Below are 23,539 nucleotides of genomic sequence, written 5' to 3'. Positions count from 1 at the left end.
CTGCGCGATGGTCCCCCTCCCCGTGCGGGGGAGGATCTGGAAACTTGTCGCCCCTCGCATGTCCGCCCCCGCGCCCCCATCTCAGCCGACATGACCGACGACCTCCTTCGCCTCGGCCTGATCGACGAGGACGATATCGTGCTCGACGAGGCCGCACTGCTGCTCGCGCTGCTCGACCATCCCGACGCCGATCCGACCCCCGCGCAGGACCTGCTCGAGGCGATCGCCACGCGGCTCGACGTCACCGGCGCCGACGCCGAGACCTCGCTCGAGCGCGCCGACGCGCTGGCCGAGGTGTTCGCGGGCGAGTTCGGCTTCCTCGGCGACTCGACCAGCTACGACGATCCCGCCAACGCCGACCTGCTGCGGGTGCTCGAGCGGCGCCGCGGGCTGCCGGTGAGCCTGGCGATCCTCTACGTCGCCGCCGCCCGCCGGCTCGGCTGGAGCGCCGACGTGCTCGACGTGCCCGGCCACGTGCTGGTGCTGATCGAGGCCGAGAGCGAGCCGGTGATCGTCGACCCCTTCGCGGGCGGCGCGCGCGTCGGCGCGGAGCGGCTGTCGGCGCTGCTCGAGGCGGCGCGCCCGGGGCGCGCGGTGACCCATGTCGCCGCCATGCCCAACCGCGCGGTGCTGGTGCGGCTGCTGCAGAACCAGGCGGCGCGCGCCGAGCTCGCGGGCAAGGGCCGCCGCGCGCTCGAGCTCTACCAGCGCATGACGGTGTTCGCGCCCGACCAGCCGCACGGCTGGTGGGAGCGCGCGCGGCTCGAGCTGGTCGACGGCGACCATGAGAGCGCGCGCCGCAGCCTCGGCGCGATCCTCGAGATCACGCGCGACGCCGAGCTGCGCGGGAAGGTCACCGAGCTGCTGGAGCAGCTGAGCGGGGAGTGACGGGCGGGCCTGCGCCCATGCTTCCCCGCTAACCTGTCGTCATCCTGAGCTTGTCTCAGGATGACGCCGGCGAGGGGAAGCCGCGTGACGCGCCGCCTGTCCGTCGCCTTCGTCGCCTACGCGCCCTCCACCACGCGCGCCCAGGCGGCGATCTCGTCGGCGGCGTGGCGCTCCACCGCCAGCTCGCCCGCGACGCCGCGCGCGGGATCGACCTCGACGCTGCCCTCCCACTCCCAGGTGGCGTTGCCGTGGAGCGTCACCATCGCGTCCGCGCCGGCGCGCGCGCGCACCTGCCCACCGCGATTGTAGACCGTCAGCGCGCGGTCGAACCCCGCGCGCCCGGTGAGCCCCGCGGCATAGGTCGAGGCCGCCATCGCGCTGCCGCAGCTGTCGGTGAGCCCGACGCCGCGCTCGAAGGTACGGACATACAGCCTGTCCTCCCCGCGCACCTCGACGAAGGAGACGTTGGCGCGGTTGGGCAGCCACGCGGGCGCGGCCTCGCACGCCTGCCCGACCGCGACGAGCTCGGCCTCGTCGACCGAGTCGACGAAGGCGACCAGGTGCGGGTTGGGCATCGCCACCGCGGTGAAGGCGCGCTCGCTCGGCAGCGGCGGCACGCGCGCGTCGACGATCCGCGCCGGCGCGCCGCGCAGCGGCCAGGCGGCCGCGTCGAGCGAGGCCGGGCCGGCGGTCTCGGCGACGGTGTAGACGCCTGGTGCCAGTTCCTCGGCGCGCGCCGCCTCGGCGTAGCTGGTCTTGAGCCGCACCGTGGCGCGCTCCAGCCCCAGCGCCGCGAAGCCCGCGCGCGCGACGCAGCGCAGCCCGTTGAGGCAGGTCTCGGCCTCGCTGCCGTCGCTGTTGAACATGCGCATGCCGAAGGCGGCGCGTTCGTCGCCGCGCGTGAGCAGCAGCAGCCCGTCGCCCCCGACAGGGCCGGCGCGGTCGGCGAGCGCGCGCGCCACCCCCGCCCAGTCGGTGCCGTCGAGCGCGGGGTCGCGCGCGTCGATCAGCGGGAAATCGTTGCCCGAGCCGTGGCATTTGACGAAGCGCAGCCGCATCGCGCCTATGTGTCGGCGCGCGCCGCGCGGGGCAAGGGGTGTATGCCGGCGCGCGATCACGGCAGGCGGTAATGGTCCGCCAGCCGGTCGAGCGCGAGCGACAGCACCAGCCGCCCGCTGCGCGCGGGCCAGCCGAGCGCGCGCTCGCTGTCGGGCAGCGACTCGCCCGCGCAGACCACGCGCCACAGCACGTCGGCCAGCCCGCGCCCGGCGGCGGCGACCGCGGCGTCGAAGCGGCGCTTGGCGGCGAGCTGCGCCTCGCCCGGGTCGAGCGCGACGGTGCGACCGTTGTCGACTCGCGGCGCCCAGCGCATCGTCACCGACGGCGCCAGCAGCGCGCGCTCATAGTCGGCGCGGAGCCGCTCGCCCGCCTCGGCCTGGCGCGAGTCGACCAACCCGCGCGCGGCGAGCCACGCCAGCGGCGACTCGCGCCGGTTCACCGTCACCGTGCGCCCGCGCCGTGCGCCGCGCACCACCGCGCCGCGCCGCCCGCCCGAGTCGATCACCTGCTCCACCAGCTCGCGCATGCTCCGTCCCTCCCGTGGATGTGGCGGCCGCGCCTGGCAGATGTTGGACGGTGTAGGACAGCGCCGCGGCCCGCGACGGCACGCGTCGCGCATCTTGGTTGATGACTTGGTTCGCGCGCTATCCCATCTCGGGACCATGTCGCCGGATCGATTCGCGAAACTGACGACCCGGCAACGGGAATGCCTGCGCCTCTACCACCAGCGCTATCGCGTGAAGGAGATCGCGCGCGCGCTCGCCATCTCGGAGAACACCGCGAGCGGCTATCTCACCGAGGCGACCGCGCTGCTCGGCGTCGGCGGGCGCCCCGCCGCGGCGGCGGCGCTGGCCGCCCATGAGGCCGCCCACCCCGATGCGAGGGGTCGCTTCTCGGTGGGAGATTCGACCCCCCTGCCGGCGGCAGAGCCGTCCCCGCCGGGCGATGACGCACCGGCCCCGGCCGCCGCGGCCGGGCCGCGGGCGACGACACAGGCCCCCGGCGCGCCGTGGCTGCCGTTCCGCAAAGGGGATGGTAATGACCTCACTATCGCACAGCGCCTCTTCTGGCTCGGCGCCATCATATTCGGCCTCGTCACCGGCTTCGGTCTTTTCGCTCTCTTCGTCCGCACCCTCAGCGACGTCGTCGCGCAGCTCGCGCGGTGAGGCCGTCTCGGTCGAGGTCGACGCGGTGGCGACGCTGCTGCGCGAGCTGGAGATGCTGCAGGACCGCTCCTTCGCGGTGTGCGGCCGGCTCATGGCGGCGCTCATCGACGCGCGCATCGAGCAGAATATCGCGCCGATCGTGGGCAAGTCGATCCGCGCCGGGATCAGCGACGTCGCGGTGCAGATCAGCGGCGCGCAGGGCGCCACCGCCGACGTCCACCGCCTGCTCGAGGCGCTGGCCAAGGCGCGCGGGCTCGACGTACGGCTGTACGGCGACACCGACAAGCAGGATCCCCGCCCCGGCTTCACCGCCTGAGCCGCGGCGGATCGAACGTGACCCACACGATCGGGACAGCGGCCGATGACGCGAGTCCTCGTCTTCGCCGCGGTGCTGCTGGGCAGCTGCCTCTACGCCTTCCGGCGCGGCGGCGCGCCGGAACGCTGGGTGGCGGCGCTGCTGCTGACCGCGGCGATCGCCTCCTACCTGCTGCCGCACGTGCGCGGTTACACCTACTTCCACGTCGAGTGGCAGCGGGTGGCGATCGACACCGCGCTGCTGGCGGGGCTGGTGGCGGTGAGCCTGGCGGCGGACCGCTTCTGGCCGCTGTATCTCACCGCCTTCCACGCGCTGACGGTGATGACCCACGGCGTGCGCGCCTACGACCCGGCGGTGCTGCCGATCGTCTACACGCGCGTGGCGGCGTGGCTGGCCTATCCGGGGCTGCTGCTGCTGGTGGTCGGCGTGGCGCGGCACCATCGCCGGCTGCGCGCCGGGGCGCGCGAGTTCGACTGGACCTTCCAGCGGCGGGGGGCGGCCGATGAGGTACGAGCCTGCCACGCGCGAGGAGCTGGGCTGCGCGATCCGTGAGATCGAGGCGCTGCTCGAGCGGCTGCGCGCCAAGGAGGCGCAGCAGCCCGCGCCCGCCCCCGGGCTGCTCGAGCGCGCCGAGCTGATGTACCAGGAGCGCCGCTCGCGCGACCGTCTCTTCGGCACCGACCTGTTCGGCGAGGCCGCCTGGGACATGCTGCTGGACCTCTACATCCACCACGGCCGCGGCGCGCTGGTGCCGGTGTCGAGCGCCTGCATCGGCGCGGCGGTACCGCCCAGCACCGCGCTGCGCTGCCTCGGCAAGCTCGAGGCGCGCGGGCTGGTGGTGCGCCGCGCCGACGCCGACGACCGCCGCCGCTCGCTGGTGACGCTCAGCGACAAGGGGCTGCGCATGATCGAGCTGTATCTGGCGAGCAGCTGGGTCGCGCTGGGATGACGGGGTGTGCGCTCCCCGCCCCGATCGGGCGGGGCGCGCGCGCCGCCGGCGCGGGGCGCGACGGTGGTGGGCGCTGACGGGTTCGAACCGCCGACCTACTCGGTGTAAACGAGCCGCTCTACCAGCTGAGCTAAGCGCCCGGCGCGAGGGTGAGCCCGCAGAACCGCCGTGCCGGCACGCTCTACACGCTCGAGGTGAGGGGGCAAGAGGGAGAGAGCCAGATGCGACGTAGCTGGCACATCCCGCCCTACCTCCAGCGCGCCGCGGCGCCGGACCCGATGACGCCCTGATCGGCAGCTCGGCGCGGGTACTAAGCCGATGCGCCGCGTGATATTCCAGGCTCACGAGTCGCGCGAACCTGCGAGCACAGCAGGTCTACGACCTCGGTCGATCAGGGGAGGCGATCTATGCTGAAGGGTGTTCTGGCCACCGCGGCCCTGTGCGTGCTGCCGTGTTCCGCCCAGGCCTTAACGGTCGTGGCGACCGGCGTCGGTGTCATCGAGCGGCTCGCGCCCTACATCGGCGAGCCCATCGACGCCTACGGTCGGTTCGGTCCGCGTGGGGCGTCGCTGGTCGGACAGACCGCCACGATCACGATCACCGTCGACCTGACGGCCACGCCGCCGCTGTATGAGTCCGGCGGGTCCCAGCTTGTCAGCTCAGGTGCGTTCAACATCTATCCGGGCAACGATCCGGAACGCACCGCCGACATCGGCGGAGGGACGATCACGATCAACGGGGTCACGCAGGAGAACGACGGCGCCGCGACGACGAGCTACGCGCTCGCCGCGCTCGGGGACCTGGGCTGCCGCTATACGTCCAAGTGCCTGAGCCTGGGGGCGAGCACGGGTCCGGGCCGGTTCGGCGGCACCGACGCGCTGGGATTGAGTGCCGGCGGCTTCATCGCAGGCGCGCCGACCAGCCTCTTCGACGTGCCGACCGGCGGCAACGTCTGTGAGCGCGTCTCCGCGTGCATGGGCGGGTTCAGCTACGGCCAGCGCGACGACCTCTACGGGGCGGTCCGGCTGTCCAGCCTGCGCTTCTCGGTGGCGAGCGTGCCGGAGCCTTCCACCTGGGTGACGATGATACTCGGCTTCGCCCTGGTCGGTGGCGCCCTCCGCCGACGAGCTCGGCGAGATCGGCCAGATGCGGGAGAGCCGCGCTACCGCTGAGCGAGTCCAAGCTCCCGGCGCGTGGGGACGGAGGCGCCGGCCCGTCGTCGCCGCATGCCCGCGCGGGCCACGATCGCGCGGGCATGCCGCCCCCTCACGCCAGCGGCAGCCCCGCCGCCGCCAGCGCGCCGAGATAGGCCTCCAGCGCGCGCACCGCCTCGTCGGTCAGGCCGATGAAGACGCGGCGGCGGTCGTCGGGGTCGGGGGCGCGCGCCAGCAGCCGCCGCTCGGTCAGCCGCGTGATCCAGCGCAGCGCGGTAGTCGGCGCCACCGCGGCGGCGATGCACAGGCTCGAGACCGAGACCCGCCGCCCCTCCAGCCGCGCGGCGTACAGGTCGAGCAGCATGTCCCAGGCGGGGTCCTCGAACAGGCCCTTGCCCAGGTACCGGTCGCGCAGCCGGCGCGCGCGCACCACCGCGCGCAGCTGCGCCGCGGTGATCGCCACCGGCGCGGCGGGGGCGGCGTGGAAGGCGAGGCGCGGCTCCTCGGCGCGGTCGAGCCCGACGCCGCCGTCGCTCAGCTGCGCGAGCAGCGCCGCGATCCGCGCCACCTCGGCGCTGAGCCGCGCCAGCCGCTCCGAGTCGGGCTCGGGCGAGCGGACCCCGCCGCCGCCGCGCGCCGCCGCCACCGCGAGCGCGCCGATCCACTCGGCGCGGTCGGGATCGCACAGCAGCTGCACCGCGCCGCTCTCCTCGCCCAGCGCGGCGACGACGGGGTCGATCTGCGCCACCGAGAAGGCGACGATCACGCGCCACGCGCGTGCCGCCGCCAGCGCGTCGACCGCGGCGACCACGTCGTGCGCCAGCGCGTCGTCGGCGCCGGCGAGGTCGAGCACCACCGCGGGTGCGCCTTCCCCTAGCGCGAGCGCGCCGGGCGCGTCGGCGAGCGGGTGGTGCGCGACGATCGCGCCGCCGAGCAGCGCGATCGCCTCGCGCGCGGCGAGCGCGCCGCCGCCGTCGAGGCTCGCGAGCGCGAAGCTGGGCGCGAACCCGGGCGCGGCGGCGCCGCCCCCGGGATGATAGGGCGTGGGCATCGCGTCAGTCGAGCGACTTGACGATCTCTTCCACCATCTTCTTGGCGTCGGCGAGCAGCATCATGGTATTGTCCCGGTAGAAGACCTCGTTGTCGACTCCAGCATAGCCGACCCCGCCCATCGAGCGCTTGATGAAGAGAACCGTTTTGGCCTTTTCCACGTCGAGCACGGGCATGCCGTAGATCGGCGAGCTGCGGTCGGTCTTGGCCGCGGGGTTGGTGACGTCGTTGGCGCCGATCACGAACGCCACGTCGGTCTGCGCGAACTCGGAGTTGATGTCCTCCAGCTCGAACACCTCGTCATAGGGGACGTTGGCCTCGGCGAGCAGCACGTTCATGTGCCCGGGCATGCGCCCCGCCACCGGGTGGATGGCGTATTTGACGCGGACGCCGTGCGCCTTGAGCTTGTCCGCCATCTCGCGCAGCGCGTGCTGCGCCTGTGCCACCGCCATGCCGTAGCCCGGGACGATGATCACCTGCTCGGCCTGGCCCATCAGGAAGGCGGCGTCCTCCGCCGAGCCGCGCTTCCACGCGCGGTCGCTCGCCGCCGCGCCGCCCGCGCCGCCCGCCGCCTCCGCGCCGAAGCCGCCCGCGATCACGCTGACGAAGCTGCGGTTCATCGCGCGGCACATGATATAGCTGAGGATCGCGCCGGATGAGCCGACCAGCGCGCCGGTGATGATCATCGCGCTGTTGTGGAGCGTGAAGCCCATCGCCGCGGCGGCCCAGCCCGAGTAACTGTTGAGCATCGACACGACCACGGGCATGTCCGCGCCGCCGATCGGCACGATCAGCAGGAAGCCGATCGCGAACGACAGCAAGGTCACCGTCCAGAACACCCAGGGCGACTGGTCGACCGTGAAATAGGCCACCAGCAGCAGGATGGCGGCGAGCACGCCCAGGTTGATCGCGTGCCGCGCCGGCAGCAGGATCGGCTTGCCGCCCATGGTGCCGTTGAGCTTCAGGAAGGCGATGACGCTGCCCGAGAAGGTGATCGCGCCGATCGCCACGCCCAGCCCCATCTCGACCCGGCTGACCGGGTTGATCAGCGCCACCGCGCTGCCGTCGGGGAACAGCACCGGCACCGCGATGCCGAAGGCGACGGGGTTGAGGAAAGCGGCGGCGGCGACCAGCACCGCGGCGAGGCCCACCAGGCTGTGGAAGGCGGCGACCAGCTGCGGCATCGCGGTCATCGCGATTCGCCGCGCGACGCCGACGCCGATCACCGCGCCCAGCGCGATCGCGGCGACGATCTCGAACGCCGCGGCATAGTCGACGCGCGCGATCAGCGCGGCATAATCCTCGCCCTCGATCAGCGTGGCGGTGAGCGGCACGTGGGTGACGAGCGTGGTGACCACCGCCACGCCCATGCCGATCATGCCGAAGCGGTTGCCGCGCTGGCTGGTGGCGGGGCTGGAGAGCCCGCGCAGCGCGAGGATGAAGCACACGCCGGCGACGAGATAGGCCAGCGCGACCCAGGGGTTCACCGCGACATGCTCCACTTGGCTCTCCCCCTCACGGCCGCGGTGCCGGCCGCTCCTTCTTCTTGTACATGGCGAGCATCCGCTGCGTCACCGCGAAGCCGCCGAAGATGTTGACGCTGGCGAGCACCACCGCGGCGAGCCCGAGCCACTTCGAGCCGGTGCTGCCCGCCGCCGCGCCCGCGATCAGCGCGCCGACGATGATGACGCTGGAGATGGCGTTGGTCACCGCCATCAGCGGCGTGTGCAGCGCGGGCGTGACCGACCAGACGACGTAATAGCCGACGAAACAGGCCAGCACGAAGATCGACAGGATCGCGACGAAGTCCATGTTACTGCTCCGCTCTCATGCCGGCACGGGACGCGGCGCCGGGATCTCGCGGCCGAGCGCCTCGGCGGCCTCAATCCAGCTCAGCACCGCGTCATAGGCGTTGGAAAGCGCCTCATGCGGCGTCTCACCGTCCGAGCGGCAGCCGGGCAGATCGGGAACGATCGCGACGAAGCCACCGCCATCGTCCTCGGCGAGAGGGCAGATGTCGACCTCATAGGCGTGTGGATTCATCGGCTCTCTCCGGCGAGCGCGTCGACCATGAGCACGAGATCGCGGATGTACACCGGCTTGATCGGCAGATGCGCCGGGATGGTGAGGATCGCCTGCATCGCCGGATGGGTCACCTTATAGTGCGAGCCGTGCCGCGGCGGCAGGCAGGTCAGACCATAAGCACGACAGATCCGCTCCACGTCGGTGATCCGCCAGTCGCGCGGGTTGGCCCGCATGGCGGCGAGCAGCTTGTCCCCGCGCATTCACGACACCAGCCTCGCGTTCACCACCGCGCCGCCGCGGGTCAGCCGCACCGCGTCGCCGATCTCGGCGTCGAGCACGGGGCGGCCCTGCTCCTTGTCCCAGAAGGTCGAGAGGAAATTGTACAGGTTGCGCGCGTAGAGCGCCGCCGAATCGGCCGCCAGCCGCGACGCCAGGTTGCGGTGGCCGATGATCCGCACGCCGTGCCGCTCGACGATCTCGCCCGCCACCGCGCCCTCGACGTTGCCGCCCTGCTCCACCGCCAGGTCGACCAGCACGCTGCCCGGCCGCATCGTGGCGAGCTGCGCGTCGCTCACCAGCCGCGGCGCGGCGCGGCCGGGGATCAAAGCGGTGGTGATCACGATGTCCTGCTTGGCGATGTGCGCCGACACCAGCTCGGCCTGCGCCCTCTGATACTCGGGTGACATCTCGCCGGCGTAGCCGCCGCTGCCCTCGCCCTCGATCCCCGCCACCGCCTCGACGAACACCGGCTTGGCGCCGAGCGACTGGATCTGCTCCCTGGTCGCCGAGCGCACGTCGGTGGCGGAGACCTGCGCGCCGAGCCGCCGCGCGGTGGCGATCGCCTGCAGCCCCGCGACGCCCACCCCCATCACGAACACGCGCGCCGCGGAGACGGTGCCCGCCGCGGTCATCATCATCGGGAAGGCGCGGCCATATTCGGCCGCGGCGTCGATCACCGCCTTGTAGCCGGCGAGGTTGGACTGCGAGGACAGCACGTCCATCGACTGGGCGCGCGTGATCCGCGGCATCAGGTCCATCGCCAGCGCCTCGTATCCCGCCGCGGCATAGCCCTCGACTCGCGCGCGCCCCTCGCCGAAGGGCGCCATGATCGCCACCACCCAGGCGCCCGGCGCGACCCCGGCGAGCGAATCGGGCGCGGGCGGCTGCACCGCCAGCACGATCCCGGCGCCCGCGAGCGTGGCGGCGCGGTCGCCCAGCGTCGCGCCCGCGGCGGCGTAATCCTGGTCGGCGATCGCCGCGGCGGTGCCCGCGCCCGCCTCGACCGCGACCTCGGCGCCGAGCGCGATGAACTTGCGCGCGGTCTCGGGCGTGGCGGCGACCCGGCGCTCGCCGGAAGCGTTCTCGCTGACGACCGCGATCTTCACGCCGCTGCTACGCGATCAGCCAGATCACGAAGAAGGCGAGGACGAAACAGGCCGCCGCGCCGTACTTCAGCAGGCCGATCATGCCGGAATAGGTCGCCTCGTGCGCCTTGATGTCGCCGCGCCCCGCGCCACTCTCCGCCATCTTTTCCTCATAGTTCTGACTATCGTCGTCGACAGCGTAGTGGCGCGCCGCGGCCGAGGCAATAACAACCGTTGCGGCTTAAGGGCGCCTTTACTCAGAACGGTTAGGCGATAGGCAGGGAGCCACGGGACGATAGGCCAGACATGACGCGTAACGGACAACGTCTGCTGATGCTGATCGACGAGGACGCGGCGCAGCGTCGCGTGATCGCGACGCTCGCCGCGCGCGGCGGCTGGCGAATCGTGTTCGCCGACGATCCCGCCGCGGCGGTGGCGACGCTCGCCACGCCCGACGGCATGCAGCTCGACGCGATCCTGCTCGACCCGGGCAGCGCCGGCTGGGACCCGGCCGCGCTGATCGGCGAGCTGCGCGGCTATCGCGCGCAGCTGCCGATCCTGATGCTCACCGCCCAGGCCTCGGTGGCGCAGGCGGTGGACGCGATGCGCGCCGGCGCGACCGACTATCTCGCCAAGCCGCTCGCCCCCGAGCGGCTGCTCCAGGCGCTGGACCGCGCGGTCGCCGCCAATGCCGCGGGCGAGCTGCGCCCGCTGACCGAGAAGATCCCGGCGATGCTCGGCTTCGACGAGATCGTCGGCACCGCGCCCGAGTTCCGCGCCGCGCTCACCATCGCCGCCAAGGCGGCGCGGGCGCGCGTCCCCGTGCTGATCGAGGGCGAGAGCGGCGTCGGCAAGGAAGTGGTCGCCGAGGCGATCCACGCCGCCAGCCCGCGCGCGGAGGCGCCGCGGGTCACGCTCAACTGCGGCGCGATCCCCGCCAACCTGATCGAGAGCGCGCTGTTCGGCCACGAGGAGGGCGCCTTCCCCGGCGCGTTCCAGCGCAAGACCGGGCGGATGGTCGAGGCCGACGGCGGCACGCTCTTCCTCGACGAGGTCGATCACCTGCCGCTCGACGCGCAGCGCCGCCTGCTCGCCGCGCTCCAGTCGGGCGAGGTGCTGCCGCTCGGCGGTCGCCACGCGCGCGCGGTCGACGTGCGCGTGATCGCCGCCACCAACAAGCGGCTGCTCGACGAGGTCGCCGCGGGGCGCTTCCGCGAGGACCTCTATTATCGCCTCAACGCGGTCTCCGTGGTGATCCCGCCGCTGCGCGAGCGCGCCGGCGACATCCCCGCGCTGACGCGCCACCTGCTCGAGCGGATCGCGACCCAGCCGGGGCTGCGCCAGCTCGAGATCAGCGACGACGCCGTGATGCTGCTGATGACCTACGACTGGCCGCACAACGTGCGCCAGCTGCAGGACGCGCTGTTCCGCGCCGCGGTGCAGTGCGACGGCGACACGCTGACCCGCGCCGACTTCCCGCAGATCGCGGCGCTGGGCCAGCGCGGCCCCCGCGCCGCGAGCCGCGGCGGCGAGGCGGCGGGCGTGCCGCTGTTCCGCGCCGACGGCCACCTGCGCACGATCGAGGAGATCGAGGCCGACCTCATCCGGCTGGCGATCACGCACTATCGCGGCCGCATGACCGAGGTGGCGCGACGGCTCGGCATCGGCCGCTCGACGCTCTACCGCAAGCTCGGCGAGCTCGGCATCGACAGCGCGGCGTGAGGCGCGCACCGCCGCGTCACTCGCGCCTTGGGTCCGCCAGCGCCGCGCGCGCGGGGCGCTGAAACACCAGCAGCCGCGCCACGGTGTAGTTGACCGGCAGCACCGCCGCGATCGCGAGCAGCTTGGCGATGGCGGGCGCGATCAGCAGCGACGCCTCGGCGACGATCGCGGTGCTGAGCGTCAGCCCGATCAGCACCATGATCGCGAAGCGCAGCGCCTGCGCCAGCACCGCCCCCTCGCGCGCGGCGAAGGTCCACTCGCGGTTGAGCCAGAAATTGACCGCCGCCGCGACCGCGTAGGACACGACGTTGCTCAGCCCCGGGTCGGTGCCGAGCTCGGCGAGCAGCAGGAACAGGCAGGCGTCGAGCAAGGTCGCGATCGCGCCGACGCTGGCGAAGCGCGCGCCGCTGCCGGCGAGCGACGTCAGGACGGTGCGCATCGTCACTCCTCCTCTCCCGGCGCCACGAAGGCGCGCGCGCGTCTCGGCGCCACGAAGGCGCGCGCGCGCTCGGTGGCCAGCCCCGCCGCGCGATAGCCGTGCGCCAGCGCGAAGCGCTCGAACGCGGGGTCGAACGCCGGCTCCCAGCCGGTGACGATCGCGCTCGGCGGCCGCGCGGCGAGGAAGGCGTCGAGCGTCGCGGGCGCGGCGGTGGTGAACCAGCGGCGGTCCCGGGGCGCGAGATAGGGCGCGAGCCGGTAGACGAACGGCCCGTTGGCGAACGCGGGGTAGATCGCCAGCCCGCCCTCGAGCGGCAGGATCGGCGCCAGCGTCGCCACCGGCGCGGCGTCGGCGCCCGTCAGCGCGCGCAGCCGCACGCCGTCGGCATGGACCTGCACCCCGGCCCAGCGCGCCGGTCGCAGCGCGTCGGGCACGCCCGCGAGCAGGCGGGGGGCGAGCAGCAGCAGGCAGATCGCGGCGCCGACCCACATCGCCGCGGTCGCGGGCCCGCGCAGCGCCGCGGGCACGGCTGCGTAGGCGAGGATCACCGCCACCGCCACGAAGGGCAGCGGCGGCAGGTAATATTGCGGGAACGCCGGGGTCGGCAGGAACGACAGCGCCGCGCCGGACAGCGCCAGCGCGCCGCAGAGCGCGAGCGGCCAGGCCGGCGTGCCGCCCCCGCGATCCCCGCGCCACGCCGCCGCGACGAACAGCGCGACCAGCAGCAGGGCGAGCGCCCCGCCGGCGCCGAGCCACACCTGTTCGGCCACCATGACCTTGCCCGCCAGCGTCATCACCTTGGGCTCGGTCGCCTGCTGCCAATAGGCGCGGTGGGGGCCGGTGAAATAGCGGATCGTGTGCGCCAGCAGCCCCTCTGGCTCGCGCGCGAGATACACCAGCAGCGGGGTGCCGCCGACCAGTCCGCCGAGCACCAGCGGGATCATCACCGTGCGGGCGCGCTCCGCGAGCGACAGCGAGTCGCGCCGCACCAGCAGCGCGGCGAGCGCGGCGCAGGGCAGGACGAAGACGAACGCCACCTTCATCATCACCGCCAGCGCGAAGGTGCACCCCGCCGCCGCGATCGTCGCCGCGGGGGGTCGCTCGCGCCCGAGCGCGACGACGAGCAGGTGCAGCCCGAGCAGCGCGAACGGCACCGGCAGGAAGTTGTTGGTGACGAGCATGCCGGCCGGGTCGAGCAGTCCCCCGCTCGCCAGCGCCAGCCCGGCGAACAGCGCGGCGGGGAGGCGCTCGCGCGGCGCGGCGACGTGCGCGCGCGCGATGGTCCACAGCAGCGCGGCGGTGGCGAGCCAGCAGGCCAGCACCAGCAGCCGCCCGACCAGCAGCAGATGGTCCGCCCCGGTCAGCGCGTAGACGCCGCCGAGGAGCAGCGGCAGCCCGGGGAAATGGTTATAGCCGAGCGTCTGGTACAGCGGCGCGCGGAACACCAGCCGCGCGGCGGCGACATGGCCCTGCTCGTCGTGGCCGAGCGGATAGGCCATGATCCGCCCGAACAGCCCGAGCAGCAGCGTCCCCGCCACCAGAGTCGCCGTCAGGCGCCGTGCCAGCGCGGCCCCGCCGCGCGCCGCGGCGGTGCGCCGCACGGGCGCGGGGTCCATCGCGACGAGCGGCAGCGCGCCCATCGCGCGCGGCTCAGGCCGCCGCGCCGCGGCGCGCGCGCCGCCGCAGCACCGCACCGACGAGGCCCAGCCCCGCGATCATCGTCAGCCACGTGCCCGGCTCGGGCACCGCGCTACCGGTCGCCTGCTGGAAGACGATGTCGTCGAGCTCGAACGAGGTGGGCGAGCTGAAGGTCAGCCGGCGGAGCACCTCGCCCGCGGCCAGCGCGATGCCGACGCGGCGGTTGCCCGTCGCCGAGGTCTCGCTGCCATAGCCGCGCGTGATCAGGTCGCTGCCCAGCACGCTGAGCACGCCCGCGCTGGTCTCGACGATCAGCTCGTTGGCGCGGTCGATCGAGCCCCAGTAGAGGCTGACGTCGCCCAGTGCCGCGCCGACATAGTCGGTGAAGTCGAGCGTCGCCGATCCCGCCGCGCCGCCGCCCGGCACCGACAAATAGCGCGTCAGGTCGCCCGCGGGGGCATAGCCCTGCTTGGCCTGGAAGCCCTGGAGGATCTGATAGGTGCTGCCCGCGGCGAAGACGATGCCGGCGGGCAGCGCGCCCTCGAAGTCGAGCGTCAGCACGCCGCTGGCGCCCGGATCGGGCGCGCCGGGCGTACTGCCGACGAGCGTCGCCGCCGCGGCGGGTGCGCCCACGAGCGCGGCGATGCCGAGAAGAAAGGATGCCGCGAGTGTACGCACCGTTACTGCCCCCTGAGTCGTGTCATGTCCCCGGGGCGAGTGTAACGTCGCGGCGGTACGGCACCGCCGGCGCATCGGGTGTAATACCGGGAGCCGCGGCACCCGCCCGATCGGTACCGCCCGCGCCCTTTGATCCGCGCACGCGCCGCGGCCTGGCGCGACGCGAGACCGCGAGAGAGGGTGCGGCGCCACTCACGCGCGGGCCGTTCTCCCGCGCGCGCGGGCACCGGGCGCCCATGCAGAGCGATCGTCGGCGACGGTCGCGCCAACGCGGCCCCGCGTGGGCGGGGGCAGGCAGGGGGCGTTCGCGGCGGTGGTGCGCGACGGCGGGGCGACCGTCACTCCAGCGCGGCGCGGATCGCCGCGCCCGCCGCGACCGGCGCCCCGACCAGCAGCACCAGGCTGGTCGCGGCGAGCAGCTGCAGCCCACCGCCCTCGCCCGCCAGCGCGCCCGCGCCGAAGATCAGCAGCGGGACCGCCAGCGGCAGCATCACCAGCCCCGCCACCGCGCCCGCGCCGCGCACCCCCGCGGTGAGCGCCGCGGTCGCCACCGCCAGCGCGGCGAGCCCCGGTGTCCCGAGCGCCAGCCCGGCGAGCACCAGCAGCAGCTGCTCGGCCGAGAGATCGAGCAGCGCCGCCGCTACGAGCGTGGCGAGCAGCAGCGGCGGCGCGAACGCCAGCCAGTGCGCCGCCACCTTGGCCAAAGCGATCATCGCCGGCGTACGCCCGCGCACCACCAGCTGGTCGATCACGCCGGCATCGAGGTCGGGCGCGACCAGCCGCTCGACCGGCAGCAGCGCGGCGAGCAGCGCCGCCGCCCAGATCACCCCGCCCCCGACCCGCGCGAGCAGCGTCGCGTCGGGCCCGATCGCGAAGGGGAACAGCGTCGCCACCAGCAGGAAGAAGCCGACCAGCAGCGTCGCGCCACCGCCCGCGTAATAGCGCCGCACGTCGCGCCAGATCAGCGCGGTCACAGCGCCACCTCGGTCGCGTCCGGCAGCGCCAGCGGCTGGTGCGTCGCCACCACCACCGCGCCGCCGCCGCCGCGATGCCCCTCGATCAGCAGCTCCAGCCGCGCCACCGCGGCGGCGTCGAGCCCGCTCGCCGGCTCGTCGAGCAGCCACAGCGGCGCGCTCGCGGCGGCCACGCGCGCTAGCGCGGCGCGGCGGCGCTGCCCGGTCGAGAGCAGCCGCACCGGCACGTCGGCGATATCCTCCAGCGCCACCGCCGCCAGCGCCGCGGCGACGCGCGTGTCCGCCGCGGGCACGTCGTCCTGCGCCGCCCAGAAACGCAGCGCGTCCGCGAGCGCGCGCTCGGGATCGAGCGCGGCGGCCTCGCCCATCCAGGCGACGCGGCCGAAGCGCTCGACCGTCCCCGCCGCGGGCGCGAGCAGCCCGGCGAGCACGCGCAGCAGCGACGACTTGCCCGCGCCGTTCGCCCCGGTGACCAGCGCCGCGCCGCCGCGCGCCAGCTCCAGCGTCACCCCCTCGGCGAGCAGCCGCCCGCCGCGTGCCACCGCCAGCCCGCGCGCCGCCAGCAGCGTCAATCCGTCACCGCGTCTTCCAGCGCGTGCATGTCGTCGTCGCTCAGCCCGAAATGATGGCCGATCTCGTGGACGGTCACGTGCGCGACGAGCGCGTCGAGCCGCACCCCGGTCTCGCACCACTCGGCCAGGATCGCCTGGCGGTAGAGGTGGATGCGGTCGGGCAGGGCGGCGCTGTCGAAGGCGCTCTTCTCGCCGATCGGGCGGCCATGGTAGAGGCCGGTGAGGTCGAGCGGGTGCTCGATCCCCAGCGCCGCGAGCGTCTCGGCATCGGCCTCCTCCTCGACCAGCAGCACCAGGTCGCCGAGATGCCGGCGGAACGCCGCGGGCAGGCGCGCGATCACCGCGCGCGCGTGCGCCTCGATCGCGTCGGCGGAGGGGGCCGCGCCCATCGGCTCTTGCTCGTTCATCCCCCGCGCCATACCGCTCGCGCTCGGGCCGCGGCAAGCGGCGCCGACAGGCGAGAGGGAGCGCGACATGCCGGGGATCGAGAGGGCGGGGATCGAACAGCTCAGCGAGGCCGAGCGCGCCGACGCGCTCGATGGCCTGCCCGAGTGGGACTATGACGACGCGCGCGACGCGATCACGCGCACGATCGTCTTCACCGACTTCGCCGAGGCTTTCGGCTTCATGACCCAGGTGGCGCTGCTGGCGGAGCGCGCCGACCACCATCCCGAGTGGAGCAACGTGTGGAACCGGGTGGAGATATCGCTCACCACCCACGACGCCGGCGGCCTCTCCGAGCGCGACATCGAGCTGGCCACCGCGATCGACGCGATCTTGGGGGGATGACGTTCTAAGTCCTCCCCGCTCGCGGGGAGGGGGACCGCCGCGCTTAGCGCGGTGGTGGAGGGGGCTCTCCGCACGCGCGACTTCTCGTATCGGGCTTTGCACACACACACCGGCTCGCCTGCGGAAGCTCCCCTCCACCAGCCTTCGGCTGGTCCCCCTCCCGCGAGCAGGGAGGATTTACCGCATCACCCGCCGCCGCATCGATCGCCGCAGCCGCCCGGGCAGCCAGCGCGCCGCGAAGGCGAGCCGCCGCGCCGTCGGGCCCACCAGCGTGTGCACGCGGTCGCCCTGCACCGCCGCCCAGGCCCGATCCGCGGCGACCTCGATCGGCGTGAACTCGAGCCCCGCCGCCACCACCGCGTCGCGCGCGGTGCGGTTCGAGCCCGCGACCGGCGCGGCGAGCAAGGCGGTGTCGATGAAGCCCGGCATCAGCGAGCGCACGCGGATGCCCTCGCGCGCCCACTCGCCGTCCAGCGCCTCGGTCAGCCCGCGCACCGCGAACTTGGTCGCCGAGTAAGCGGCCAACCCCGCCGAGCCGTAGATCGCCGAGGCCGAGGCGGTGTTGAGCAGGCACGATCCCGGGGTCGCGCGCAGGTACGGATAGGCCAGCCGCGCGCCATAGGCGACGCCGCGAAAGTTGACGTCGATCACGCGGTCGAGCGCCTCGATCCCGATCTCGCCGAACGCGCCGCCCGCCGCCACGCCGGCGTTGTTGAACAGCACGTCGAGTCGCCCGTCGCTGATCGCGGTGAACTCCGCGAGCACGTGCTCCCACTCGGCCGGGTCGCGCACGTCCATCTGATGCGTGCTGGTGCGGTCGCGCGGGAGCAGCGCCGCGGTCTCGGCGAGCCCGCGCTGGTCGATGTCGGCGAGCCCGACGCGCCAGCCCTCGGCGGCGAAGCGGAGCGCCACCGCGCGACCGATGCCCGAGCCGCCGCCGGTGACGAGTATCGCCCTCATTTCCTCACTCTCCCGCTTCTTGACGCTTGTTAGTGCGGCAGGCTTCCCGCATCGTCGCGCGCGATGCCAGCACATTCGCTGCCCAGGCCGGCGAGCGGCCCGGCGATCGCGTTCGAGCGCGTCGCCAAGGTCTATGCCGACGGCACCGCCGCGGTGGACGACGTCTCGCTGACCGTCGCGCCGGGCAGCCTGGTGGCGCTGGTCGGCGCCTCGGGCTCGGGCAAGTCGACCCTGCTGAAGACGATCAACCGGCTGGTGGTGCCGAGCGCGGGCCGGGTCACGCTCGACGGCGTCGACGTGGCGGACGGGCCGCCGCCCGCGCTGCGGCGGCGGATCGGCTACGTCTTCCAGGAGGTCGGGCTGTTCCCGCACCTCAGCGTGGCGGAGAATGTCGCGCTGCCGCTGCGCGTCGCCGGCCGGCGCGACCCCGATCGCGTCGCGGCGATGCTCGCGCTGGTCGACCTGCCCGCCGCGCTGGCGACGCGATTGCCCGCCGAGCTCTCGGGCGGGCAGCGCCAGCGGGTCGGGGTCGCGCGCGCGCTTGTCACCGGGCCGCGGCTGCTGCTGATGGACGAGCCGTTCGGCGCGCTCGACCCGGTCACGCGCGAGGCGCTGATGGAGTCGGTCGCGCGGCTCCACCGCGACCTCGCGCTGACCACGGTGATGGTCACCCACGACATGGCCGAGGCGCTGCTCGCCGCCGACCGCGTGCTGGTGATGGAGCGCGGCCGCGTCGTCGCGGACGAGACCCCCGCCGCGCTGCTCGCCGGCGCGGGGGGCGAGCGTGCCGCGGCGCTGGTGGCGGTGCCGCGCGCGCAGGCGGAGCGGCTGGCGATCCTGGCGCGCGGGGACCCGGGCGGGGCCGGGGGAGCGGGCGTGGGAGCGGAGGGGGCATGAGCGAGGCACTCGCGCGCGTCCCCGCGCTGGCGGCGCAGCACCTGCTGCTCGCGCTCGCCGCGCTGCTGCTCGCGTTGGCGCTGGCGCTGCCGCTCGGGCTGCTCGCGGCGCGGCGGCGCCACCTCGGCGCCGCGGTGCTTGGCTTCGCCAGCCTGGTGCAGACCATCCCCAGCCTCGCGCTGCTCGCGCTCTTCTACCCCGCGCTGCTGTGGCTCTCCGCGCTGGTCGGCGGCGGCATCCCCGCGCTCGGCTTCCTCCCCGCGCTGCTCGCGCTGACGCTCTACGCGCTGCTGCCGATCGTGCGGAACCTCGTCACCGGGCTCGCCGGGATCGACCGCGCGCTGCTCACCGCCGCCGACGGGATCGGCATGACCGCGGCGCAGAAGCTGCGCTGGGTCGAGGCGCCGCTGGTGCTGCCGGTGGCGATGGCGGGGGTGCGCACCGCCGCGGTGTGGACGATCGGGGCGGCCACGCTGTCGACCACGGTGGGCCAGCCGAGCCTGGGCGACCTGATCTTCGCCGGGCTGCAGACCCAGGCCTGGGCGCTGGTGGTGGCGGGCTGCGTCGGCGCGGCGGCGCTGGCGCTGGCGGTCGACGCGCTGCTGGGCTTCGCCGAGCGCGCCGCGGGGCGGCGGCAGTGGCGGCGCATGGCGGCGGCGCTGGCACTGCTGGTCGCCGCGGGCGCGGCCGCGAGCGCGCCGCTGTGGCGCGGCGGGAGCGGCGGCGAGCGCGCGGTGGTGGTCGGCGCCAAGAACTTCTCCGAGCAATATATCCTGGCGCGGCTGATCGGCGCGCGGCTGGAGCGCGCGGGCTATCGCGTGACCTATCGCGACGGGCTCGGCTCGGCGGTGGCGTTCGGCGCGGTGGCGAGCGGCGCGGTCGACGTCTACGTCGACTATGCGGGCACGCTATGGACCGGCGCGATGGCGCGGCGCGACACCCCGCCGCGCGCGCGGCTGGTGGCCGAGCTGGCGCGCTGGACCGAGCGGTCGCGCGGCGTCACCTTGCTGGGGTCGCTCGGCTTCGAGAATGCCTATGCCTTCGCGATGCGCGGCGCCGACGCGCGCGCGCGCGGCATCGCCTCGCTCGACGACCTGGTCGCGGCCGCGCCGGGGCTGCGGCTCGGCGCCGACCTCGAGTTCCTCGACCGGCCCGAGTGGGCCGCGATCCGCGCGGCCTATCCGCTGCGCTTCGCCGCGACGACGCCGTACAGCCCCACCTTCATGTACCGCGCGCTGGCGAGCGGGCGCGCCGACGTGATCAGCGCCTTCTCCTCGGACGGGCGGATCGCGGCGGAGCATCTGGCCGTGCTGAGCGACCCGCGCGGCGCGATCCCGTCCTACGACGCGGTGCTGCTGCTGGCGCCGGCGCGGCGCGGCGACGCGCGCCTCCGCGCGGCGCTGGCGCCGCTGGTCGGGCGCGTCCCGGTGGCGGCGATGCGCGCGGCCAATTACCTGGTCGACCGCGACGCCGACAAGCGCTCGCCCGAGGAGGCCGCGGCGTGGCTCGCGGCGAAGCTGGGGCTGGCGAGGTGACGACGGCGCCGCGTCGCCCGCGCGCGCCTGACCGGGCGCGGCCTCACTCGCCCGCGCACCCCAGCTGCGCCGCGTCGATCGCGCTCGGCGCGCCCGCGAGCGTGTAGCTGTCGGCGACGGCGCGGCCGGCGCGGTCGGCGGTGGTCAGCGTCATCAGCCGCGCCGCGCGCAGCGCCGCCACGATCGCGCGGTCGGTCGCGGCGTCGGGCGCGCGCGCGCTCACCAGGTCCCCCGCCAGCGCGAAGCGGCGCTCGCCCACCGCCAGCGTCACGCGCGCGTCGGGCGCGCGCGGGCGCGACAGGCGGAAGTAGACGCTCGGCGCGCGCGTCGGCCCGGCGCGCGCCACCACGCTGGCATAGCCGCCGCGGCGGTCGGTGCTGCCGTCGTCGCGCACCGGCTGCGCGATCGCGAAGCAGCGCGGCGGCGCGCCCTCGCGCAGCGCGGCCCAGCGCTCCCAGACGCCGAGCGCACCGCGCTCCGCCGCCAGCACCAGTGCCGCCGCGATCAGCACCGCCTCGCCCTCGTCTGCGCCCTCGCCCTCGTCCGCGCCCTCGCCCTCGCCCGCATCCGATCCTCCTCGTGCCACCTACGAAGCGCTGTGGCCCATCAGCAACGGTTTTTCCTGTTTATGTGAGGTTCATGCAACGTCGCTCCCGTTAACTAATTGACCCCCCACGCCCCAGGGTCGGGGCGAGATGACTGGAGTGAGACATGCGTAAGCTTGCATTTGCCACCGCCGCGGCCGCGTTCGGCGTCGCGCTGGCAACCCCCGCGCTGGCACAGAACGGCGACTTCAGCGGCGCCCGGCTCGAGGCACTGGGCGGCTACGACAACCTGCAGGACGGCGGCGACGGCGATTCCGAGGGCCGCGAGGGGTTCACCTACGGCGCGCTGCTCGGCTATGATTTCCAGCGCGGCAACATCGTCTACGGGATCGACGGCGAGATCACCGACGCGACCACCAAGAGCCGCAGCTACAACGAGGTGACCGCGGGCGACCGCTTCTCGGTCGAGGCCGGGCGCGACCTCTACGTCGGCGGCCGGCTGGGCTATGTGATCAGCCCGGCGGCGATGGTCTATGCCAAGGGCGGCTACACCAACGCGCGCGTCGAGAGCCGTTACCAGCCGTCCACCGGGACCGACAGCGAGCTGGTCGACAAGGCCGACCTCGACGGCTTCCGCCTCGGCGCCGGGCTCGAGTATAAGCTCACCCCCACCGCCTTCGTGAAGGGCGAGTATCGCTACTCGCACTACGGCGAGATCGAGGGCTACAACATCGACCTCGACCGCCACCAGCTGATGGCGGGCCTCGGCATCCGCTTCTGATCCTATCATCCTGCGCCGCAAGGGGAGGATGGTCCTCCGCGGCCGGCTCATATGGACGCGACGGGCCGGGGCGCTTGCTCCGGCCCGTCACTTTTGGCTAGGACGAGTCGGCCAATTGCCCCTGGTGAGTGACCTGCGGGCCCGGGGGACGTGACGATGAAGGCGACGATCGAACGCGCGACGCTGCTCAAGGGGCTGAGCCACGTGCAGTCGGTGGTGGAGCGCCGCAACACCATCCCGATCCTCTCCAACGTGCTGCTCGAGGCCACCGCCGAGGGTCAGCTGCGGCTGATGGCGACCGACCTCGACCTGCAGATCAACGAGAGCGTCGCCGCCGCGGTCGACCAGCCCGGCGCCACCACGGTCTCCGCGCACACCCTGTTCGACATCGCGCGCAAATTGCCCGAGGGCGCGCAGGTCTCACTCGCCGCCGCGGACGGGCGCGTCACGATCGTGGCGGGGCGCGCGCGCTTCTCGCTCGGCACGCTGCCGCGCGACGACTTCCCGGTGATCGCCGAGGGCGAGCTGCCGGTGCAGTTCGAGCTGCCCGTCGACACGCTCAAGCAGATCATCGACAAGACGCGCTTCGCCATCTCCACCGAGGAGACCCGCTACTATCTCAACGGCATCTTCCTCCACGTCGCCGAGGGCGTGCTGAAGGCGGCGGCGACCGACGGCCACCGACTGGCGCGCGTGACGGTCGACCAGCCCGAGGGCGCGGCGGACATGCCCGACGTGATCGTGCCGCGGAAGTGCATCGCCGAGCTGCGCAAGCTGCTCGACGAGGTGGACGGCTCGGTCGGCGTGTCGCTGTCGGGCACCAAGATCCGCTTCGACCTGGGCAGCGCGATCCTCACCTCCAAGCTGATCGACGGCACCTTCCCCGATTACAGCCGCGTGATCCCGACCGCGAACGACAAGATCCTCAAGCTCGATCCCAAGAGCTTCATGCAGGGTGTCGACCGCGTGTCGACGATCGCCACCGAGAAGACCCGCGCGGTGAAGATGGCGCTCGACCGCGACAAGATCACGCTGTCGGTGACCAGCCCCGAGAACGGCACCGCCGCCGAGGAGGTGCCCGGCGACTATGCCGCGATGCCGTTCGAGATCGGCTTCAACAGCCGCTACCTGCTCGACATCCTCGGCCAGATCGACACCGACCTGGTCGAGGTCCATCTCGCCGACGCCGCCGCGCCGACGCTGATCCGCGAGAACGACAAGAGCCCCGCGCTGTACGTGCTGATGCCGATGCGGGTGTGACACGCGGCGGGCGGGTTGGAGCAAGGCCTCACCCTCGCCGCGGCGTGCCTCGCCCGCCCTGGTCGCGCGAGGGGTCCGTCTCGTCACTCGTACCGTGCTCCCGCGCGCGGGAGCCAAGCGTCACGGACGTCGCCCGGCGACCATGGGCCCCGGCGTCCGCCGGAGCAGGATATCCGGCGCTAGCCTTCAGCGGGTGCCCGCCCCATCGTCCGTCAGGCGGTCCAGCGCGCGGTTGAGCGCCAGCACGTTGACATGCGCGTCGCCGAGCACCGACCCCTCGGACTGATCGGCGACGAGGCCGCGCACCCGCTCCACGGCCAGTCCGCGCGCGCGCGCGATCCGCGGCGCCTGCGCCAGCGCGCTCGCGGGCGAGAGATCGGGGTCGAGCCCCGAGCCGCTCGCGGTCACGAGGTCGGCGGGGAGCGCGCCCGCGACTCCTTCCGCGCGCCGCCGGGCGATGTCCGGCGTCACCCGGTCGACGAGCGCCCGGCTCGCGGGGCCGAGGTTGGAGCCCGACGAGGAGAGGCCGTCATAGCCCTTGCCGGCGGCCGAGGGACGCGTCTGGAAGTAGCGGTCGGTCGTGAAGGCCTGGCCCACCACGGTCGAGCCGATCACATGGCCCTGCGCGTCGCGCACCAGGCTGCCGTTCGCCTGGCGCGGGAAGAGCGCCTGGCCGATGCCCGTCATCGCCAGGGGATAAGCGAGGCCGAGCAGGGCCGCGAACAGGATCGTCAGGACGATCGCCGGGCGCAGTGCGGAAGAGAAATCCTTGCCCATC

The 23,539-nt window shown here is 73.9% G+C and carries 31 protein-coding genes and 1 tRNA gene; 13 read left to right on the top strand and 19 right to left on the bottom strand.

What is annotated here, in order from left to right; genetic code table 11:
* The first annotated feature begins 90 nt into the window (after window positions 1-90).
* On the top strand, window positions 91-888 hold the full coding sequence (locus KZ813_RS15085; RefSeq protein WP_219755813.1) for a SirB1 family protein: 798 nt from the start codon (window positions 91-93) through the stop codon (window positions 886-888).
* Between the two features lie 116 nt (window positions 889-1,004).
* Here the strand turns inward: KZ813_RS15085 and dapF are convergent, their stop codons facing one another.
* Together dapF and KZ813_RS15075 are read right to left on the bottom strand one after the other, a co-directional pair.
* Window positions 1,005-1,946, bottom strand: a complete 942-nt coding sequence (dapF, locus tag KZ813_RS15080; RefSeq protein ID WP_219755812.1) for a diaminopimelate epimerase — start codon at window positions 1,944-1,946, stop codon at window positions 1,005-1,007.
* Between the two features lie 56 nt (window positions 1,947-2,002).
* Complete coding sequence (locus tag KZ813_RS15075) at window positions 2,003-2,473, bottom strand: DUF6456 domain-containing protein (RefSeq protein WP_219755811.1); 471 nt, start codon at window positions 2,471-2,473, stop codon at window positions 2,003-2,005.
* Between the two features lie 136 nt (window positions 2,474-2,609).
* Between KZ813_RS15075 and KZ813_RS15070 the strand changes: the two genes are divergently transcribed.
* The 4 genes from KZ813_RS15070 to KZ813_RS15055 are packed head-to-tail and all read left to right on the top strand — an operon-like array spanning window position 2,610 to window position 4,378.
* Window positions 2,610-3,113 (top strand): LuxR C-terminal-related transcriptional regulator, encoded by a 504-nt coding sequence (locus KZ813_RS15070; RefSeq protein WP_219755810.1) that lies wholly within the window; start codon window positions 2,610-2,612, stop codon window positions 3,111-3,113.
* Window positions 3,114-3,138: 25 nt separating this feature from the next.
* Window positions 3,139-3,429 (top strand): hypothetical protein, encoded by a 291-nt coding sequence (locus KZ813_RS15065; RefSeq protein ID WP_219755809.1) that lies wholly within the window; start codon window positions 3,139-3,141, stop codon window positions 3,427-3,429.
* 45 nt (window positions 3,430-3,474) lie between these two features.
* Window positions 3,475-3,981, top strand: a complete 507-nt coding sequence (locus tag KZ813_RS15060; protein ID WP_219755808.1) for a hypothetical protein — start codon at window positions 3,475-3,477, stop codon at window positions 3,979-3,981.
* Complete coding sequence (locus KZ813_RS15055; protein ID WP_219755807.1) at window positions 3,932-4,378, top strand: winged helix DNA-binding protein; 447 nt, start codon at window positions 3,932-3,934, stop codon at window positions 4,376-4,378. Before KZ813_RS15060 ends, KZ813_RS15055 begins: the two co-directional genes overlap by 50 nt.
* Before the next feature lie 64 nt (window positions 4,379-4,442).
* Here the strand turns inward: KZ813_RS15055 and KZ813_RS15050 are convergent.
* Window positions 4,443-4,518, bottom strand: a tRNA-Val gene (locus KZ813_RS15050).
* Window positions 4,519-4,527: 9 nt separating this feature from the next.
* Between KZ813_RS15050 and KZ813_RS15045 the strand changes: the two genes are divergently transcribed.
* Window positions 4,528-4,668 carry a hypothetical protein gene (locus KZ813_RS15045; RefSeq protein ID WP_219755806.1) on the top strand — a complete coding sequence of 47 codons (141 nt, stop codon included), beginning with the start codon at window positions 4,528-4,530 and terminating at the stop codon, window positions 4,666-4,668.
* 117 nt (window positions 4,669-4,785) lie between these two features.
* Window positions 4,786-5,550: a PEPxxWA-CTERM sorting domain-containing protein gene (locus KZ813_RS15040; RefSeq protein ID WP_219755805.1), complete on the top strand. Its 765-nt coding sequence runs from the start codon at window positions 4,786-4,788 to the stop codon at window positions 5,548-5,550.
* Window positions 5,551-5,644: 94 nt separating this feature from the next.
* Here KZ813_RS15040 and KZ813_RS15035 read toward each other — a convergent pair whose 3' ends face one another.
* From KZ813_RS15035 to KZ813_RS15005, 7 genes are read right to left on the bottom strand one after another with little or no spacing between them, the layout of a single operon-like run.
* Entirely contained in the window at window positions 5,645-6,583 is a 939-nt protein-coding gene (locus KZ813_RS15035; protein WP_219755804.1) for a winged helix DNA-binding protein, read from the bottom strand.
* A 4-nt stretch (window positions 6,584-6,587) separates the two neighbouring features.
* A complete protein-coding gene (locus tag KZ813_RS15030) occupies window positions 6,588-8,084 on the bottom strand; it encodes an NAD(P)(+) transhydrogenase (Re/Si-specific) subunit beta (protein WP_219755803.1) in 1,497 nt (498 codons plus the stop codon).
* Window positions 8,085-8,097: 13 nt separating this feature from the next.
* Window positions 8,098-8,394, bottom strand: coding sequence for an NAD(P) transhydrogenase subunit alpha part 2 (locus KZ813_RS15025; protein WP_183924186.1), 297 nt, complete (start codon window positions 8,392-8,394; stop codon window positions 8,098-8,100).
* 15 nt (window positions 8,395-8,409) lie between these two features.
* On the bottom strand, window positions 8,410-8,625 hold the full coding sequence (locus KZ813_RS15020) for a type II toxin-antitoxin system HicB family antitoxin (protein ID WP_219755802.1): 216 nt from the start codon (window positions 8,623-8,625) through the stop codon (window positions 8,410-8,412).
* Window positions 8,622-8,867, bottom strand: a complete 246-nt coding sequence (locus KZ813_RS15015; protein ID WP_219755801.1) for a type II toxin-antitoxin system HicA family toxin — start codon at window positions 8,865-8,867, stop codon at window positions 8,622-8,624. Before KZ813_RS15015 ends, KZ813_RS15020 begins: the two co-directional genes overlap by 4 nt.
* Window positions 8,868-9,992, bottom strand: coding sequence for an NAD(P) transhydrogenase subunit alpha (locus KZ813_RS15010; RefSeq protein WP_219755800.1), 1,125 nt, complete (start codon window positions 9,990-9,992; stop codon window positions 8,868-8,870).
* Window positions 9,993-9,999: 7 nt separating this feature from the next.
* The gene (locus KZ813_RS15005; RefSeq protein WP_258046836.1) at window positions 10,000-10,134 is read right to left on the bottom strand and encodes an aa3-type cytochrome c oxidase subunit IV; all 135 of its coding nucleotides are present in this window, start codon (window positions 10,132-10,134) and stop codon (window positions 10,000-10,002) included.
* 143 nt (window positions 10,135-10,277) lie between these two features.
* On the opposite strand from KZ813_RS15005, the gene KZ813_RS15000 reads away from it, so the two are divergent.
* Entirely contained in the window at window positions 10,278-11,693 is a 1,416-nt protein-coding gene (locus tag KZ813_RS15000; protein ID WP_219755799.1) for a sigma-54-dependent transcriptional regulator, read from the top strand.
* Window positions 11,694-11,709: 16 nt separating this feature from the next.
* Here the strand turns inward: KZ813_RS15000 and KZ813_RS14995 are convergent, their stop codons facing one another.
* The 6 genes from KZ813_RS14995 to KZ813_RS14970 all read right to left on the bottom strand — a co-directional run bounded on the left by KZ813_RS14995 (window position 11,710) and on the right by KZ813_RS14970 (window position 16,401).
* Window positions 11,710-12,132, bottom strand: a complete 423-nt coding sequence (locus KZ813_RS14995) for a GtrA family protein (RefSeq protein ID WP_219755798.1) — start codon at window positions 12,130-12,132, stop codon at window positions 11,710-11,712.
* 2 nt (window positions 12,133-12,134) lie between these two features.
* Window positions 12,135-13,772 carry a hypothetical protein gene (locus KZ813_RS14990; RefSeq protein ID WP_219755797.1) on the bottom strand — a complete coding sequence of 546 codons (1,638 nt, stop codon included), beginning with the start codon at window positions 13,770-13,772 and terminating at the stop codon, window positions 12,135-12,137.
* A gap of 10 nt (window positions 13,773-13,782) precedes the next feature.
* Window positions 13,783-14,448 (bottom strand): PEPxxWA-CTERM sorting domain-containing protein, encoded by a 666-nt coding sequence (locus tag KZ813_RS14985; RefSeq protein WP_308461905.1) that lies wholly within the window; start codon window positions 14,446-14,448, stop codon window positions 13,783-13,785.
* 338 nt (window positions 14,449-14,786) lie between these two features.
* A complete protein-coding gene (locus tag KZ813_RS14980) occupies window positions 14,787-15,422 on the bottom strand; it encodes a heme exporter protein CcmB (RefSeq protein ID WP_219755795.1) in 636 nt (211 codons plus the stop codon).
* Entirely contained in the window at window positions 15,419-15,994 is a 576-nt protein-coding gene (gene ccmA / locus KZ813_RS14975) for a heme ABC exporter ATP-binding protein CcmA (RefSeq protein WP_219755794.1), read from the bottom strand. Before ccmA ends, KZ813_RS14980 begins: the two co-directional genes overlap by 4 nt.
* Entirely contained in the window at window positions 15,991-16,401 is a 411-nt protein-coding gene (locus tag KZ813_RS14970; protein WP_219755793.1) for a metallopeptidase family protein, read from the bottom strand. Before KZ813_RS14970 ends, ccmA begins: the two co-directional genes overlap by 4 nt.
* A gap of 67 nt (window positions 16,402-16,468) precedes the next feature.
* Here KZ813_RS14970 and KZ813_RS14965 point away from each other — a divergent pair, with 67 nt between their 5' ends.
* Window positions 16,469-16,783, top strand: coding sequence for a 4a-hydroxytetrahydrobiopterin dehydratase (locus tag KZ813_RS14965; protein ID WP_219755792.1), 315 nt, complete (start codon window positions 16,469-16,471; stop codon window positions 16,781-16,783).
* A gap of 177 nt (window positions 16,784-16,960) precedes the next feature.
* On the opposite strand, the gene KZ813_RS14960 is transcribed toward KZ813_RS14965, so the two are convergent.
* Complete coding sequence (locus KZ813_RS14960; protein WP_219755791.1) at window positions 16,961-17,743, bottom strand: SDR family oxidoreductase; 783 nt, start codon at window positions 17,741-17,743, stop codon at window positions 16,961-16,963.
* Between the two features lie 63 nt (window positions 17,744-17,806).
* On the opposite strand from KZ813_RS14960, the gene KZ813_RS14955 reads away from it, so the two are divergent.
* Both KZ813_RS14955 and KZ813_RS14950 read left to right on the top strand, forming a co-directional pair.
* Window positions 17,807-18,640: an ATP-binding cassette domain-containing protein gene (locus tag KZ813_RS14955; protein WP_219755790.1), complete on the top strand. Its 834-nt coding sequence runs from the start codon at window positions 17,807-17,809 to the stop codon at window positions 18,638-18,640.
* Window positions 18,637-20,175: an ABC transporter permease/substrate-binding protein gene (locus KZ813_RS14950; protein WP_219755789.1), complete on the top strand. Its 1,539-nt coding sequence runs from the start codon at window positions 18,637-18,639 to the stop codon at window positions 20,173-20,175. Before KZ813_RS14955 ends, KZ813_RS14950 begins: the two co-directional genes overlap by 4 nt.
* Window positions 20,176-20,218: 43 nt before the next feature.
* On the opposite strand, the gene KZ813_RS14945 is transcribed toward KZ813_RS14950, so the two are convergent.
* Window positions 20,219-20,761 carry a hypothetical protein gene (locus KZ813_RS14945; protein WP_308461904.1) on the bottom strand — a complete coding sequence of 181 codons (543 nt, stop codon included), beginning with the start codon at window positions 20,759-20,761 and terminating at the stop codon, window positions 20,219-20,221.
* Between the two features lie 125 nt (window positions 20,762-20,886).
* Here KZ813_RS14945 and KZ813_RS14940 point away from each other — a divergent pair, with 125 nt between their 5' ends.
* Both KZ813_RS14940 and dnaN read left to right on the top strand, forming a co-directional pair.
* Complete coding sequence (locus KZ813_RS14940; RefSeq protein ID WP_219755788.1) at window positions 20,887-21,501, top strand: outer membrane protein; 615 nt, start codon at window positions 20,887-20,889, stop codon at window positions 21,499-21,501.
* A gap of 156 nt (window positions 21,502-21,657) precedes the next feature.
* Window positions 21,658-22,761, top strand: a complete 1,104-nt coding sequence (gene dnaN / locus KZ813_RS14935; RefSeq protein WP_219755787.1) for a DNA polymerase III subunit beta — start codon at window positions 21,658-21,660, stop codon at window positions 22,759-22,761.
* 186 nt (window positions 22,762-22,947) lie between these two features.
* Here dnaN and kdpC read toward each other — a convergent pair whose 3' ends face one another.
* A complete protein-coding gene (kdpC, locus tag KZ813_RS14930) occupies window positions 22,948-23,538 on the bottom strand; it encodes a potassium-transporting ATPase subunit KdpC (protein WP_219755786.1) in 591 nt (196 codons plus the stop codon).
* Window position 23,539 lies beyond the last annotated feature (1 nt).

The sequence above is a fragment of the Sphingomonas folli genome (assembly GCF_019429525.1).
Classification (GTDB): Bacteria; Pseudomonadota; Alphaproteobacteria; order Sphingomonadales; family Sphingomonadaceae; genus Sphingomonas; species Sphingomonas folii.
This window is presented reverse-complemented; position numbering and strand designations above follow the sequence as displayed.